Source organism: Flavobacterium sp. JAS (assembly GCF_020991455.1).
GTDB lineage: Bacteria > Bacteroidota > Bacteroidia > Flavobacteriales > Flavobacteriaceae > Flavobacterium.
The window spans coordinates 18,234-35,355 of record NZ_JAJMOX010000013.1 but is presented as its reverse complement, the minus strand read 5'-3'; the positions used below and the strand labels follow the sequence as shown (position 1 = coordinate 35,355).

The window sequence follows — 17,122 nt, the reverse complement described above, 5'->3', positions numbered from 1 at the left end:
TACCATAAAAAATAATAAGATATGAAAATTACAATTTTAGGTTCATTAGGAAACATCGGAAAACCTTTGACTCAGAAACTTATCGCATCAGGAAATCAGGTAACTGTAGTTAGCAGTAGTCCAGATAGAGTAGAAGCTATTGAAGCTTTGGGCGCAAAAGCTGCAATTGGATCTGTTGGTGATGCTGCTTTTTTGAAAAATACATTTGCCGAAACGGATGCTGTTTTTGCGTTAACGCCGCCAAATATGGGAGGTTCAAATATCATTGCAAATACGACTGATGCCGGAAAAGCGATCGCAGAAGCAATTGTAGCTGCGGGAGTTAAACGTGTTGTAATGCTAAGTAGTATTGGCGCTGATTTACCTGGCGGAACTGGACCAATTACGGGACTTCACAATATTGAGAAAATCTACGAAACATTAGAAGATGTATCGGTTACTTTTCTTCGTGCCGGATTTTTCTATACGAATTTGTACAATGATGTTCCGATGATAAAAGGAGTGGGGATTATTGGTGCCAATTATTCAGCAGAAACAAAAATGCCTTTTGTACATCCTGAAAATATTGCAACTGCAGCAGCCGAAGAGTTACAAAAAACAACAACAGGAAAGAATGTTCGTTACATTATTAGTGATGTACGTACGCCAAATGAAGTGGCAAAAGTTTTAGGTCTGGCAATTGGCAAACCAGAGCTGCCGTGGGTAGAATTTACAGACGAACAATCTCTTGGCGGAATGAAACAGGCAGGATTACCGGATGAAATGGCCGGATTATATACAGAAATGGGAGCGGGTTTAAGAAGTGGAAAAATTCAGGAAGATTTTTTAAGCCATAAAATTTCTGTTGACGGAAAGACGAAATTAGAAGATTTTGCAAAAGAATTTGCTGCAAGTTTCTAAATCTTATAGAAAGAGCTGATTTAAAAAATCAGCTCTTTTTTTATAAAATATTTTTATATCAATAATTGTCTAATTTTCGGTAAGCCAACTTAATAATTTCCCTCTTTTTTCTCTGTTACAATAATGTCTTTGTCAGGGGTTAATGTATAAAGTGTTGTTTTTACACTTTTTTATTTATATTCGTAAAAAAATATTTACCGGTATGAAAAAAAGATCACCTTTCTTTATAAGTATTATTTTTACGTTTGTTTTGAGTTTTAATTCGATTGTTGCACAAATAAAGCAGAATAAATTGCTTTATGGCGTTGCTTATTATGATGAATATATGCCGTATGAACGTCTTGATAAAGATGTAAAAATGATGAAAGAAGCAGGTATCAATGTCGTTCGTATTGCTGAATCTACCTGGAGCACCATGGAACCACAGGAAGGTATTTACGATTTTAGTCATATTGATCGTGTGCTCAATGCCATGCAAAAAGCGGGTATAAGTGTTATTATTGGAACGCCAACTTATGCAGTTCCTACCTGGTTGGTAAAAAAATATCCTGATGTACTTGCGATTACCAATAGAGGCCCAAATCAATATGGTCCACGTCAGAATATGGATATTGCAAACGAACATTTTAGAGCCTATGCCGAAAAAGCAATCCGAAAAATGCTGGAACATATTAAAGATCATCCCGCAATTATTGGATATCAAATTGATAATGAAACCAAAGCCTACGGAACAAGCGGTCCCAATGTACAAGCACAATTTGTGGCGTATATGAAAGCCAAATATCCTTCGCTTGACGATTTAAACAAAATATTTGGTTTGGATTATTGGAGTAATAGAATTAATAATTGGAATGATTTTCCGTCTGTAAACGGAAGTATCAATGCGAGTCTGAATGCTGAGTTTGCTAAATTCCAGCGCTCTTTGGTTACGGAATATTTAGGATGGCAATCTAAAATTGTACGCGAATACAAAAAACCGGATCAGTTTGTTACTCAGAATTTCGATTTTGACTGGTGGGGACATTCATACGGAATTCAGCCGGAAGTAGATCATTTTGCTGTGTCAAAAGTATTAGACATTTCCGGTGTCGATATTTATCATCCATCGCAAAGTAAGCTTACTGGATTAGAAATTTCTTTTGGAGGCGATGTTGCACGTTCCATGAAAGGTGGACAAAATTATTTTGTAATCGAAACAGAAGCACAGGGGTTTCCGGAATGGGTTCCTTATCCGGGTCAGTTGCGATTACAGGCTTTCAGTCATTTGGCTTCTGGCGCAGATATGGTTTCGTATTGGCATTGGCATTCCATTCACAATTCGGCAGAAACGTATTGGAAAGGATTGTTGAGTCACGATTTTGAACCAAATCCAACTTATGACGAAGCAAAAACCATTGGTGCCGATTTTAAGAAGTTAAGCCAAAATTTACTTCATCTTAAAAAGAAAAATGATGTTGCTATTTTATTCAGTAATGAGGCTTTGACAGCATATAATTCTTTTGGCCCCGGAAGTTACAATGGCACTTTGAGACCAATGTATGATGCTCTTTATAAGATGAATGTTGGTGTTGATTTTGTTGATCCGTCAAGCACTCAAATAGAAAATTACAAATTGCTTATCGTACCGGCTTTATATGCTGCGCCAGATAGTTTATTGGTTCGTTTGAATAATTTTGTAAAGAATGGAGGAAATATTGTTTATACTTTTAAAAGTGGATTTGCCGATGAACACAATAAAGTAAGAGTGGTTCGTCAGCCGGGAATTATTAGTGAAGCTTGTGGAATTACTTATTCAGAATTTACAGTTCCTGAGAAGGTAAGTCTAAAAGGCGATCCGTTTCAAGTAGGAGCAGAGCAGAATAAAGCAGAGAAATGGATGGAATTTTTAGTGCCAACTACAGCAAAAGTTTTAGCTTGGTACGATCATCCGGTTTGGGGAATTTATGCCGCAGTAACACAAAATAATTACGGAAAAGGTATTGCTACTTATATAGGTTTTGGAGCAACCGCATCAATTACAGAAAAAGTGCTTGAAGGAGCGGTTAAAAATGCTGGTTTATGGGGAAAAGATCAGGAATTGAAGTTTCCAATTGTCGTGAAATCAGGAACAAATCAATTGGGCAAGGTTATTCATTACTATTTTAATTACTCGGCAGAATCTAAATCATTTATTTATCCTTACGCAAAAGCAAAAATTTTATTGACAGATGAAAAACAGCTATCACAAAGCCAAATTACCCTGCCAGCTTGGGGATTTACTGTTTTAGAAGAATTATAAAAAGTAGAAGATTCACTTTTAGATATTAATAATTAAGAGAAAGCCCCGAATTTTCATTCGGAGCTTTAATTTTTTTTAGAACTAATCAAGAGTTTTTTTCTATAATATTTTTTACATTGCTAATAAAAATTTCCGTGTTTTTGACCTCAGGTTTAATTTTTGGATCATAATTAGATAAGCGAAACTGTTCCAGCATATCTTTTTTTAAATAATTAATCAAAGATTCAATACTTCGGGTGTCATTTTGAAGCTCTCTTTTTAATTCTCGCTGTTTGCTTTCCAGATACTCTAAAGCTTTTTTTAATCTCTGAATGTCTAATTTTTCCACTCTAATACAATTTAAAGTTTAATAAAAAAAACGATAGTCTGGAGTGTGATATAATTCAATATGTTCCAAAAACCTATTACCATTTGAATATATACCATTCCAGACTACCGTATTTCTCTATATACGTAAAATTTGACAGTTTAGTTTTATAGACAAGGGGGTATTTAACAGACTTTTAGCATAGAAAAGGTACGAAAAATTTTGATATGTCTGATTTTTAGTTCTTTTTAAGTTTTTAGAAATCAAAATAAGAGGTGAAAAAGGATATAAAACCTCATTATTTTTTTAAGATTCCTCAATTTTCATTATCAATTAACCTATTACGTTGATGGGATAATGAAAGTTTTAGTGTTTTATGCATAAAAATTAAAAATAACTCTTTAAATTTGCCGCAGAAATGAAAAACAATAACCAGAATATAATGTATTATAGCTGCAGCATGATGATGTGTTGTGATGTTGCTATGCGTATGTTTTGATCTGGCTGATATAAAAGTTTAATATACTTTAAGGCCTTTCATGAACACTTGAGAGGCTTTTTTTATTTTAAAATTTATCAATTTCTAAAGCAATGAAAAATTTTATTGCCCAAAACAAACTTGAATAAAAAATGATTGAGTTAAAAAATGTTACTAAAAATTTCCATCAGAAAAACCGGATTGTTTCGGCTTTATCAGATGTTTCATTAAAAGTTCCACCAGGGAAAATCTTTGGCGTAATAGGAACTTCGGGAGCAGGAAAAAGCACATTAATTCGATGTGTAAACTTGTTAGAAAGACCAACTTCCGGAGAGATTATCGTAGATGGAAAATCGTTAATGCAATTATCAAATGCGCAGCTTGCGATTGAAAGAAGACAAATCGGGATGATTTTTCAGCATTTTAATCTGCTTTCGTCCAGAACTGTTTTTGAGAATGTTGCATTTCCGTTAGAACTTGTTGGAGCTTCAAAATCAGATATTAAAACCCGCGTTTTAGAATTGCTGCAATTAGTTGGCTTAGCCGAAAAAGCAAACGATTATCCTGCAAGTCTTTCGGGCGGACAAAAACAAAGAGTGGCAATTGCGAGAACTTTGGCAAACAATCCAAAAGTGTTATTATGCGATGAAGCCACTAGTGCATTGGATCCGGCGACTACAAGATCGATTCTGAATTTATTAAAAGATATCAATCGACGTCTTAATATCACGATTTTATTGATTACACACCAAATGGAAGTTGTGAAATCAATTTGTGATGAAGTTGCTGTAATCAGCCACGGAAAACTAATAGAGCAGGGAAGTGTTGGAGAAATTTTTGCAGATCCAAAACATGAACTAACAAAAGAATTTATTTCGTCGTCTTTACATATTGATATTCCAACTGTTTATCAGGAAAGACTTCAAAAGGAAGATAGCGAAGGTTTAAGTCCGTTGTTACGACTTGAAATGACCGGAAAATCAGTAAATGAACCCGTTATTTCTGAAGTTTCGAGATTATTTGATACTAATTTTAAGATTGTCAGCGCACAAATGGATCAGGCCGGAGATGTTAATTTCGGAGTTATGCTGATCGAATTGTCCGGTAAAAAGGAGAATTACGAAGCTGCAATTCAATATTTTATTTCTAAACACATTAAAACAGAAATCATAGGTTATGTCTGAATCCATTCTTGAATTATTATTAAAAGGCACTTGGGAAACAATCGTTATGACATTTGTCTCTGGTTTTTTTGGCTTTGTGCTGGGACTTCCAACAGGAATTTTACTTTTTCTGACCCGAAAAAATCAAATATTAGAACAACCGGTTTTAAACCGAACTTTGTCAGTTTTGGTTAACATTTTTCGTTCTATTCCATTCATTATATTAATTGTCTGGATGATTCCGTTTACACGCGCACTTGTAGGAACCTCAATTGGCGTTAGCGCTGCATTGGTTCCGTTAAGTATTGGCGCAGCACCGTTTATTGCACGTCTTGTAGAAAATAGTTTACTAGGTTTGCCGTCAGGATTAATCGAGGCAGCAAGAGCTTTGGGCGCAACACCTTTACAAATTGTATACAAAGTTTTACTTCCCGAAGCTTTGCCATCTTTAATAAACGCAGCATCCATAACGCTGATTACACTTGTTGGATATTCGGCAATGGGTGGAGCCGTTGGAGCAGGAGGTTTAGGACAAGTTGGGTATCAATACGGATATATTGGATACGATGCCGTAACTATGAACTCGGTTTTGGCATTGCTTGTACTATTGGTGTTTCTGATACAATTTGCGGGCGACAGCTTATCAAAACGATTTGATCATAGATAATAGAATAAGTTTGCCACAAAGGCTCAAAGACGCTAAGTTTATTTAAGTGAATAATTTTTTGTTTCACGCAGATTTGGCAGATTTGAATTTAATAATCTGCGTTCATCAGCTTAAATCTTTTTAAATCTGCGTAAAAAAGCTTTGCGGCCTCTGCGGTTAAAAAACACAACAGATAAATATTAATTATAAATTAAAAAAATAGAATGATTACTAAGATAAAATTTTTAAAAACAATCGGAGTTATAGCCTTGTCATTATCATTGGCTAATTGTGGTAAAAGTAAAAACGACGATCCACACCATATAAAAGTGGGTGTTGCAACAGGACCGGAATATGCCGTGGCACAAGCAGCGCAAAAAGTAGCAAAAGACAAATACGGTCTTGATGTAGAATTGGTTTCGTTTAACGATTATGTAATTCCAAATGAGGCTTTAAGCCAAGGTGATATCGATGCAAATGCATTTCAGCATAAACCATATCTTGACGAGCAATCAAAACAACGTGGCTATAAATTGTCGATAATTGCAAAAACTTTTATTTATCCAATTGCTGCTTATTCTAAAAAGATCAAAAATCTTTCGGAATTAAAAAACGAAAGCACGATTATTATTCCAAATGATCCAACAAACGGAGGACGTTCTTTATTACTTTTACAAAAAAACGGATTGTTGAAATTGCGCCCAAATGTGGGATTATTGCCTAAAGTAACAGATATTGTGGAGAATCCTAAAAATCTAAAAATATTAGAATTGGAAGCGCCACAATTGCCGCGTGCTTTAGACGATCAAAATGTAACGATTGCAATCATCAACAATACTTTTGCCTCTCAAGCCGGATTAGTTCCTGCACGTGACGCTTTGTTTGTAGAAGATAAAGATTCTCCTTATGTAAACCTTATCGTAAGTCGTGAAGACAACAAAAAAGATGAAAGAATACAGCAATTTGTAAAAGCTTTTCAATCTGTAGAAGTAGAGCAGGCTGCCGTTCGCGAATTTAAAGGCGGAGCGGTAAAAGGCTGGTAATTTCTTATTTACTATATTTTCAATTTCAAAACTCATCATAATCTGGTGAGTTTTTTTATTTTTTACTTCGAAAATAAGTAGAATATTTTGCAATAAAATCAAGGGATGAAGGCATGATTTTCTTTAAAAACTAAAAAAAAGTTAAAAGATTTGCATATTTAGACCGATCGGTCTTATCTTTGTCCCGTTAAATCTAAAGTGATGAGTAAAGCAGACCGTACCAGACAATTTATTATTGAGACATCGGCACCTATTATTAATAAAAAGGGAATGGCCGGTACTTCATTGAGTGATATTATGGAAGCTACAAAATTAGCAAAAGGTGGTATCTATGGCAATTTTGAGAATAAAGAAGAAATTTGTACCGAATCGTTTTTATATTTAAGATCACAATTGGCTGCTAAATTAGATGCTGCTGTCGCTCAGGGTATTTCGGCTAAAGCCAAATTTATAAATTTACTGGAAGCTTACGGCGATGATAAAAATACCGTTGGCGGTTGTCCGATATTGAATTTTGGAGTAGAAGCAGACGACACCAATCCTATTATCAAAGAATACGTCAAAAAATCGATTCATTCTGCTCAAAGAAGATTTGCAACTCTTATTGAAAATGGTGTTGCCAATAACGAACTGTCATCAAAAATAAATCCGGAACATTTTGCCATAAAAGTTTTTGCCATGATTGAAGGCGCCATTTTATGCCGTGAAATATTAAATACTAACGAACAAATGAATATTGTTTTAGACAGCATCAAAACTGAATTTGAAACTTATGTTTTATAGTTTTTTTTTGATCTTTTTTAGACCGATCGGTCTATTTATTAATAATTAATTTTTAGAAATGAGAAATTTAAAAGAAAACCATCAAGGTTTTAGCACTTTTTTAGCCCTTGCCCTTATTCCCTTATCAGGATTTGCAACTGATATTTATTTGCCTTCGCTTCCCGCCATGGCAAAAGACCTGAATGTTTCTGCTTCAGCGATTCAGCTTTCACTTGTGTTTTTTATGTTCAGTTTAGGAATCAGTCAGATTTTTATTGGAAGCATACTCGACAGTTTCGGACGTTTTAAGATTAGTATTGTTTCACTGGCTATATTTTCCTTAACCAGTTTTGTTATTGCCATTGTGCCGGATATCTACGTAATATATGCCATGCGAATTATACAGGGAATCGCCATTGCCTTTATTGTTATAGCAAAACGAGCCTATTTTGTTGATCTTTTTTCGGGCGAGAAGTTAAAAAGTTATATTAGTTTATTTTCTATTATTTGGGCGTGTGCACCTATTATGGCGCCGTTTTTAGGAGGATATTTGCAAAATATCTTTGGCTGGCGATCAAACTTTTATTTTCTTGGCGGATTATCATTGCTATTCTTGATTTTAGAACTTCTTTATAGTGGCGAATCTTTAAAGTATTTTCATCCTTTTAAATTAAAAAACATTGCAGAAACCTATATCGGAATGATCAAAACACCTGACTTTACATTAGGAATCGTAATTCTGGGTATCTGTTTTGGTCTGGTTGTTATTTTCAACTTGTCAAGTCCATTTATTGTAGAGCGTGTTTTAGGTTATTCGGCTGTTACTACAGGTTACAGTTCCTTATTGTCTGGTTTGTCTGTAATGACGGGCGGAATTATCTCAAAATCACTTATTCATAAACCTTTGGGTAAAAAAGTAGCTGTGGCAGTTTCTTTGCAGGCAGTTTTGGTATTACTTATGATTTCTACGGCTCCCATGGTCAGTAATATTTATACTTTAGTAGGTTTTACAATGGGAGTAAATATTTGCGGTGGTTTTATTTTTAATACAATTTATGGATATTGTTTAAGCCTTTTTTCTAAAAATGCAGGCGTGGCAAGTGGCTTAACAGGCGGAGCTACTTATATGGTAAGTTCTGTATTCAGCTACGGATTTGTAAATTTATATGCTGTAAAAAGCCAATTATTGCTAGGGGCAGCAAACATTTCTTTAATCATATTTATCAGTATTCTTTTTATCATTTTTAATAAATACAGATTAAGCAGTGTAATTAGCAAGAGTCTTAGTTTTCAGAATAAATAAAAGCGATTTGGTTTTATATAAATAAAAAAGCGATCTACATTGGATCGCTTTTTTTATGTATTAGACATTGAAAAGGATTATATTTGAGAGATCAGAATCTATTTTGGTTAAAAGCAGTTAAACTATAATTATCTAATACACAAAGTGCTTTATGAAGATCTTTTTTTTGAAAACAATATTATTTTTAATGCTTTTAACTTTATTTTCCTGCGAATCAAAAAAGCAAAAAGAAGAACCGAAAGCTTATAAAGCGGGAGTAATTTTGTCTTTTGATGATGCTTATGTAGACGAGTGGTATGATGCTGATCAGGTTTTGAAGAAATATGGCTGGAAAGCGACTTTTAACGTTTGCAGAATAGATTTTATTGGTAAGCCTGAGATCAAAAAACTTCTTGAAATGCAAAAAGAAGGACATGAGATTGCCGGACACGGATATCACCACTACAATGCGATAAAGTTTGTTCAAAAATACGGAATTGATGCTTATATGAAGCAGGAAATAGATCCTATGATGGAGTCCATGAAAAAGCACTCGTTTAAAGTAACTTCATTTGCATATCCTTATGGAGAAAGATCTGATGCACTTGATAGCGCATTATCTAAACAATTTAAAATTATTAGAGGAAGGGCTTTTGGTGGGGAAATCCCTGAAAAACAAGATAGCTATTTTAATAAGTCAAAAATTGTATTTGCGTTTGATATTGACAACAGCCACATTCATTTTAGTATTCCGTATCTTTTAGAGTTACTGGATTATGCCAAAAAGAATAACAAAATCTTACTTCTTTGCGGACATAAACCGGTTAAAAATGTAACTGAAAATTATCAGACAAAAATCGAAACTTTGGAGTTTATCTGTAAATACATGAAACAAAACGATCTTAAATTTTATACTTTGTCGGATTTAGATGATTTGGTTCCGCAGAGTTAAAACTCATTTTTAAGATTAAGGCTTTATTACTTTAGATAAAATTCGAGGTATTTGAATCAAATCATAATCATCTTCAAAAACAATATATTGATTGTGCCACGAAGGAGAAAATTTGTCTTTGAAGTTGCGTAAACCTTTATAATGCGAAAAGGACCTTACTTTTTCATACGCATATTTCATTGACTTTTCCTGAATCGTCTGCGGATTTTCGAGTCCGCTCATTGGTGCCAGGCCAAGATCGACATAAATAATATCTTTTGATTTAAGATAATTAAAAAGTGCGACCATAATAAAGTCCATAATACCATTTGGAGCGTCGTCTGTTTTTCGAATCAAATCATAAGTGCTTTCGTCTTTAGCGTAATCCGGAATAATATTTATGAAGGCAAGAATTTTTCCTTCGTTGTTTTCGACGGTAATAATAGTTTGTTTTTTGAGTTCTTCCCACAGGAAAATTCCCTGCGAAAAAAGTATTTCTTTTCTCGAAGTTTCCTGAAGCCATTGATCGCTTACAGCTTTAAGTTGTTGCAGTAATCCGTCTTTTATTGGTGGTTCATTTATAGTGGTTTGCAAGCCCAGATCGGTGATTTTTTTTAAAGCATTTCGCAATGATTTTTTGTTTTGTCCTTCCAGATGAAATTCTCTGAGATCAACAACCGCAGCTTGCCCGAGAAAAAAGTGCTTTTTACCAATTTCAGTATATGTTTTAAGGCTCGTCTGAGGTATTCGATAATACATACTTCTGAGTCCAAAATCGTAACAAAACTTATCAAATTCAAGAATACAAAGTCTTATTTCTTCATCAGAACTTCCAACAGGATTTTCTAAAGCAACAGCAAAATTTCCTGCTAATCGATACGAAATAAAGGCATTTTTGCTTTTAGAAATAAAGAATAATTTATCAAAATAAGTCTTAAAATACCCCAGACTTGAGTTTCCGTATTTGTGCATTAGCTCGGTTACGAGTTCTTTTTCTTCATCAGTCGCTACGCTTTTTAAGATCGAAGGTTTTACCAAAGTATAGATTAAAAAACAAAACGAAAGGAATCCGCTAATCTTGAGTGAAGCCAGGAAATGCGTTGCGAAAGTTCCTGTTGGATGCAGATTATCGCTGCCAATCAGAAAATAATTCTGAATCGTATATTGAATCGATTGTCCTAAACTAAAATCAATATTAAAATGCTTTTTATCAAAGAAATAAAAGCCTAAAACGCCATAAATCAAAACCGCAAGAATACTTAACAAGGAGGTTTGTAAGCCAATAATACCAAGCCTTGGGTTTGTTTTTACATAGTATTCTTTTCTTGTGGCAATCAAAACAAAAAGCACCAGAAGCGCGACAATAGATTCTTCAAAATCAATGGCTTTGGTTAGATTTCCTATCAAAGAGACTATAGATAATAGTATAGCAAACCACCAGGCTATGCGGAGACCTTTTAGCATAAATGCCGAAGTTACTAATAAAAATAGACCTGTTGATAGTACCAGATAGTTTGAAGTATGGATTGCTTCGAGAGGCAAAAAATCTTTAAGCGTATGGAGTCTGCTATGAATCGCCGGTGTAATTGCAGAAACAATATTGACAATACCAAGAACCAGCAGAAGCAAGGCCGGAATAATACGCATTAAAAGCTTTTGAATTTTGGAAACAAAGAGCATTATACCCGCAAACAATGGAAGCCAGAATTCGAAAAAACGATAGAATAAGGTGATTGCAACCGCCTCCATATTATTAAAACCATATTTAATTAATACATAACCCATCGAAACTTCGACAGCGCCCAAACCTCTTAAAAATGGAGAAATAATCAGGAAAATAACCGCAACAACATAAGCCATTGTTGCAGCAAAAACAGACGACTCAAATTGCAATGCTTTCATAGCAATGTAAATATGTGTGATTCCAACAGCGTCAATTAGTACAGAGCAAAGAACAATTTTTAAAAACTTATTTCGGTTGATTTTATGTTCTTGTAAATCAATTAGAAATGGTTCAATTTTAGGAAAGCTTCTCAAAATAAACCTATAAAGTTTTCCCTTCTGAATTAAAGAATTAAACAAAAGAAAAAACAGCGGAATAATGACGATTACGAGACCCAAAACCAACCACTCATCATAACCAATAGATCCTTTTAATAATGAAAAGAGAAATAATGGTATGGCAAAAAGAACTACAGACACAATGCCAACGAAACCATAAATCGCAGAAGCTAAGTGAACTTCTGTTTTTGTTGTTCCTTTTTTTAACAAAGGCTCAGTAAAAAAATAAAGCGAAGTGATGCCGCCCGCAGGAATAAACACGCTTATAAAATTGCGTTTTAGAAATAAAGAGATAGCATCTTTCAGGGTGATTTTTGCACCAATGGCAGCAAATGAAACGACGTACATTAATCCTTGCAGAAAGATGTAAAATAGGGTGGTTAAAAAGCCAATGATTATCCAAATCGGTTTTGCTTCGGTAATGCTGTTTTTGATTTGATAAAGTTCGCTTTGTTCTTCTTTGATAAACGAAAAAGCGATCAGAAAAAAGATAAATGTCAAGGCAATTTGCACGAGTAGTTTGCCATTTTTAGAGAAGAAATTTAGTACTCTTTTTTTGAGGGTGTTTAAAGTATTTTTTGTGCTTTTTATTTCTTTCATAGTAGACTCACTTATTTACTTTGTTATAAAAATACTACATTTATTTGTGTTTTATATTGATTTATTGTTTAAAAATCAATTGATTAAGTTTTTTTAGACGTGATTTTAAGAGAGATAAGAATTAAAAAACGGCTATTTTTTACAAAGTAAAAACGTATTAAATTTTTATTTAAAAACAATTGAAATCAAAATTTTAATGTACATTTAGACAGCAATTTAAGAGAAAGTTATGCGGAATTTTAGAATATTAAATTGATATTTTTGAGGAAGATATTTTGTTAGTTCGGTTATTTTATGACCTTGAATTTGTAACAAAATCTGCTTTAAAATAAAATTTTGAAACATGTTTTTATTTTCAGAGGGTCATTTAAACTATATCTTTGGTTCTGTGATATAGCAAGGGTTAAAGACAAAAAAATAGGTTAATTTTAAGGTAAATATAATGGTAATTTTAGGAGACAAAGAGTATTATAAAGGAATTGATAAAATTAATTTTGAAGGAAAGGATTCAGATAATCCGTTAGCTTTCAGATATTACAATCCGGAACAAATTGTCGCAGGTAAAACTATGCGTGAACATTTTAAATTTGCTATATCCTATTGGTACAGTTTCGGCGGTAATGGCGCGGATACTTTTGGACAAGCAACTAAAACTCTTGCCTGGAACGAATTTAGAGAGCCAATTCAGGCCGCAAAAAACCGAGCCGATGCTGCTTTTGAATTTATAAGCAAAATGGGTTTTGATTATTATTGTTTTCACGATTATGATCTGGTTCAGGAAGGACAGACTTTTGCTCAGTCAGAGTTGCGATTAGCCACTATGACAGACTATATAAAAGAAAAACAAGATGTATCAGGTATAAAAGCGCTGTGGGGCGCTGCAAACTGTTTTTCTAATCCACGTTATATGAACGGAGCTGCTACAAATCCGGATTTTAAGGTAGTTGCAAGAGCTGCTGCTCAGGTAAAACTGGCTTTAGATGCTACTATTGCACTTAATGGCGAAAATTATGTTTTTTGGGGAGCTCGCGAAGGATATCTGACTTTATTGAACACAGATATGAAACGAGAACTGGATCATATGGGAACATTTTTAGAAAAGGCACGGGATTATGCGAGAGGACAAGGTTTTAAAGGCACCTTTTTGATTGAACCAAAACCTATGGAACCGTCTAAACATCAATACGATTTTGATTGCGCAACTACTATTGGTTTTTTACATAAATATGGTTTAGAGAAAGATTTTAAACTAAATATCGAGGTAAACCATGCAACATTGGCTCAGCACACTTTTCAGCACGAACTTGAAGTAGCGGCAATGTCAGGAATGTTAGGAAGTATTGATGCCAATAGAGGAGATAGTCAGAATAGTTGGGATACTTCTCAGTTTCCAAACAATATTCAGGATGTTACAGAGGCAATGTTGGTTTTTCTGAAAGCGGGAGGAGTTCAGGGTGGCGGAGTAAATTTTGATTCAAAAATCAGAAGAAACTCCACGGATATGGAGGATATTTTTCTGGCACATATTGGAGGTGCAGATATTTTTGCAAGAGCTTTGTTGACAGCAGATAAAATTTTGACTTCTTCGCCTTATGAAAACATGAGAAAACAGCGCTACAGTTCTTTCGATAGTGGAAAAGGGAAAGAATTTGAAGAAGGTAAATTAAATTTTAAAGAGTTGTACAGTATTGCGAGAGAAAATGGAGAACTGGAATTACAAAGCGGAAAACAAGAACTTTTTGAGAATATTGTTAATCGATATATTTAAATAAACATTGTCAAAGTTTCAAGGTTTGACAATGATCTAAAATAATTAAAAATCCCATTTCAGTGCGAAATGGGATTTTTGCTTTATAATCTTCACGAAATAATTTCTAAATCAATCAAAACCAGAGTAAGAAAGAGAATACTTTTGGTTTAGTTTTTCTTCCTATTTTTTTTGTTAAAAATAATTAAGCCTCACCAATTTTATGATGCTAATTTTTGTAATTTAGACATCAAATGCCATAATATCAGTTTTTTATATCGATTATCTTATGGTAATTGAGCGTTTAAAATTTTCCCCATGAAAAACGCATTCCCGAAAGTACTTAGATTCTAAGAGCTTTTTATTGTTTTGATTGTCCGAAAACACCTATAATTAAATTCTAAAATCAGTTAAAAATGAGTGAAATTTATTTTATTAAGAAGGAATCAAATGACATTAGAAAAATATCCTTTTATAAAGGTTTCCGTAACGGAACAATTTTAGTTTTTTTACTTTTATTGGGAACAATTGCAAATCTTCATGCTCAGGATGTTTTGCCATTTCCTCCGGTTCCAAGTGCCAGTGTTGCCAATGAAACTCTTGCCGAAAGCACACAAAAACGAAGAGCACAGCCCGAACATTTACCAAAAGATGCACCCAATATTGTTATTGTTTTAATGGATGATGTGGGTTTTGGTACACCTTCTACTTTTGGCGGCGGGGTGAATACGCCAACACTTTCAAAAGTCTATAGTGAAGGAATTGCTTACAATGAATTTCATACTACCTCGATATGTTCGCCAACCAGAGCGGCTTTGTTAACGGGGCGTAATCATACAAGAGTCAGCAGCGGAACAATTGCCGAAAGAGCCGTAGACTGGGATGGATATACGGGAATTATACCCAAAGAAGCCGCTACAGTTGCAGAGGTCCTAAAAAATTATGGCTACAGTACATCAGCCTTTGGAAAATGGCATAATACGCCTGCAAATCAAACTACAGTTGCCGGACCATTTGATTATTGGCCGGTAAATTATGGTTTTCAGCACTTTTATGGCTTCCTTGCCGGCGAAACATCACAATATGAACCTCGTTTGGTAGACGACTTTACACCGGTAGAACCTCCAAAAACTGAAAATTATCATTTAACAACAGATTTAGCAGATCACGCCATTACCTGGATGAGTCAGCATAAAGCATACGCGGCCGATAAACCGTTTTTACTTTATTTTGCCCCGGGTGCAGGTCACGCACCGCATCATATCTTTAAGGGATGGGCAGATAAATACAAAGGAAAATTTGATGATGGCTGGGATGCTTATCGCGAAAAAGTATTCAAACGTCAGAAAGAATTAGGATGGATTCCAAAAAGTGCACAACTTACAGCCCGTGATAAAACGATGGCTTCATGGGAAAGTATTCCGCAAACTGAAAGAGCATTTCAAATTAGAATGATGGAAGTGTTTGCCGGATATGTAGAACATGCAGATCATGAAGTAGGAAGGGTCTTGGATGCAATTGAAGCCAACGGACAAAAAGAAAATACGATCGTGTTTTTTATATGGGGTGATAACGGTTCAAGTGCAGAAGGACAAAACGGTTCTATAAGTGAATTATTAGCTCAAAATGGAGTTTCAAATACTATCGAGCAACAATTGGCTGCTTTAGAGAAACTGGGAGGTTTAGACGCAATTGGAGGACCATTATTAGAAAATAATTATCATTCTTCTTGGGCTTGGGCAGGAAACACACCTTTTAAATATACAAAATTAGTAGCTTCACATTTTGGAGGAACTCAAAATGTGATGGTTATCAGATGGCCAAAAATGATTAAACCGGATAAAACGCCGCGCAGTCAGTTTCATCATATCAATGACATTGTACCAACGATTTATGATATCTTAAATATTCCGGCTCCAAAAGTGGTAAACGGTTTTGAACAAATGCCAATGGACGGTGTGAGTATGAAATATACGTTTAATGATGCTAAAGCTAAAGAAGTATCTAAAGTTCAGTTTTTTGATAATAACGGAAGCCGTGGTGTTTACAAAGATGGTTGGTACGCTTGTACTTTCGGACCGCTATATCCTTGGATTCCGGCTCAGAAAGGTTTGGCACAATGGGATTCAACAAAAGATGTTTGGGAACTTTACAACATAAAAGAAGATTTTACTCAGTTTAACGATCTCGCAGCAAAAAATCCTGAAAAATTAAAAGAGCTTCAGGAGGTTTTCAATAAACAGGCAAAAGACAATAAAGATTATCCTATTGGTGCCGGAATCTGGCTGCGTCTTCATCCTGAAGATGTCATCAGATCGCCGTATAATTCATGGGTTTTTGATAAAAATACTAAAAGAATGCCCGAATTTAGTGCACCCGGTTTAGGAAAAAAGAGCAACAAAGTGGTCATTGATATGGATGTAAAGGAGAATACTTCAGGAGTATTGTATGCCTTAGGAGGCAATGGAGGAGGTGTAACTTTGTTTATGGAAAACGGAAAATTAGTATATGAATATAATATGCTGATTATTGAAAGATATACGGTCGAAGCCGATAAAAAACTAACAGCCGGAAAACATCAGGTTGAAGTCCTGACAACAATTGCGAAACCCGGAGCCGCCGCCGAAGTTGTAATAACTTTAGACGGGAAAGAATATGCTAAAGGAGAAGTAAAACGAACTGTTCCTGCCGCGTTTACAGCCAGCGAAACCTTTGATGTAGGCGAGGATTTAGGAGGTTCAGTTTCGATGCGTTATTACAAAAAAGCGCCTTATAAATTTGAAGGAAAAATAAACAGCGTAAAAGTGAATTTGTTATGATTTGGTAAGCTATAAAATTTTATTTAACACATAGAAACATAGATTTTAAATGCAAAAAAGAACATAAAAAAGAAATAAATTTCTTTCACATAGCTCTAACTATGT

12 protein-coding genes are annotated in these 17,122 nt (G+C 34.5%); 10 read left to right on the top strand and 2 right to left on the bottom strand.

Features of this window, described 5'->3' with window-relative positions; all coding sequences use genetic code 11:
- Positions 1-21: 21 nt before the first annotated feature.
- On the top strand, positions 22-900 hold the full coding sequence (locus LPB88_RS19225; protein ID WP_230717298.1) for an NAD(P)H-binding protein: 879 nt from the start codon (positions 22-24) through the stop codon (positions 898-900).
- Between the two features lie 202 nt (positions 901-1,102).
- Positions 1,103-3,178, top strand: a complete 2,076-nt coding sequence (locus LPB88_RS19220; RefSeq protein WP_230717297.1) for a beta-galactosidase — start codon at positions 1,103-1,105, stop codon at positions 3,176-3,178.
- 85 nt (positions 3,179-3,263) lie between these two features.
- Here LPB88_RS19220 and LPB88_RS19215 read toward each other — a convergent pair whose 3' ends face one another.
- Positions 3,264-3,506, bottom strand: a complete 243-nt coding sequence (locus LPB88_RS19215) for a hypothetical protein (RefSeq protein ID WP_230717296.1) — start codon at positions 3,504-3,506, stop codon at positions 3,264-3,266.
- A gap of 609 nt (positions 3,507-4,115) precedes the next feature.
- On the opposite strand from LPB88_RS19215, the gene metN reads away from it, so the two are divergent.
- The 6 genes from metN to LPB88_RS19185 all read left to right on the top strand — a co-directional run bounded on the left by metN (position 4,116) and on the right by LPB88_RS19185 (position 9,811).
- Positions 4,116-5,147 (top strand): methionine ABC transporter ATP-binding protein MetN, encoded by a 1,032-nt coding sequence (gene metN, locus LPB88_RS19210; protein WP_230717295.1) that lies wholly within the window; start codon positions 4,116-4,118, stop codon positions 5,145-5,147.
- Positions 5,140-5,793 (top strand): methionine ABC transporter permease MetI, encoded by a 654-nt coding sequence (metI, locus tag LPB88_RS19205; protein ID WP_230717294.1) that lies wholly within the window; start codon positions 5,140-5,142, stop codon positions 5,791-5,793. Before metN ends, metI begins: the two co-directional genes overlap by 8 nt.
- A gap of 203 nt (positions 5,794-5,996) precedes the next feature.
- Entirely contained in the window at positions 5,997-6,815 is an 819-nt protein-coding gene (metQ, locus tag LPB88_RS19200; RefSeq protein WP_230717293.1) for a methionine ABC transporter substrate-binding lipoprotein MetQ, read from the top strand.
- Between the two features lie 201 nt (positions 6,816-7,016).
- Positions 7,017-7,598: a TetR/AcrR family transcriptional regulator gene (locus tag LPB88_RS19195; protein WP_230717292.1), complete on the top strand. Its 582-nt coding sequence runs from the start codon at positions 7,017-7,019 to the stop codon at positions 7,596-7,598.
- A gap of 58 nt (positions 7,599-7,656) precedes the next feature.
- Complete coding sequence (locus LPB88_RS19190; protein ID WP_230717291.1) at positions 7,657-8,880, top strand: MFS transporter; 1,224 nt, start codon at positions 7,657-7,659, stop codon at positions 8,878-8,880.
- A 166-nt stretch (positions 8,881-9,046) separates the two neighbouring features.
- Positions 9,047-9,811 (top strand): polysaccharide deacetylase family protein, encoded by a 765-nt coding sequence (locus LPB88_RS19185; protein WP_230717290.1) that lies wholly within the window; start codon positions 9,047-9,049, stop codon positions 9,809-9,811.
- A gap of 15 nt (positions 9,812-9,826) precedes the next feature.
- On the opposite strand, the gene LPB88_RS19180 is transcribed toward LPB88_RS19185, so the two are convergent.
- On the bottom strand, positions 9,827-12,451 hold the full coding sequence (locus LPB88_RS19180) for a phosphatidylglycerol lysyltransferase domain-containing protein (RefSeq protein ID WP_230717289.1): 2,625 nt from the start codon (positions 12,449-12,451) through the stop codon (positions 9,827-9,829).
- Between the two features lie 442 nt (positions 12,452-12,893).
- Between LPB88_RS19180 and xylA the strand changes: the two genes are divergently transcribed.
- Positions 12,894-14,219: a xylose isomerase gene (gene xylA, locus LPB88_RS19175; RefSeq protein WP_230717288.1), complete on the top strand. Its 1,326-nt coding sequence runs from the start codon at positions 12,894-12,896 to the stop codon at positions 14,217-14,219.
- Positions 14,220-14,614: 395 nt separating this feature from the next.
- On the top strand, positions 14,615-17,017 hold the full coding sequence (locus LPB88_RS19170) for an arylsulfatase (RefSeq protein WP_230717287.1): 2,403 nt from the start codon (positions 14,615-14,617) through the stop codon (positions 17,015-17,017).
- Positions 17,018-17,122 lie beyond the last annotated feature (105 nt).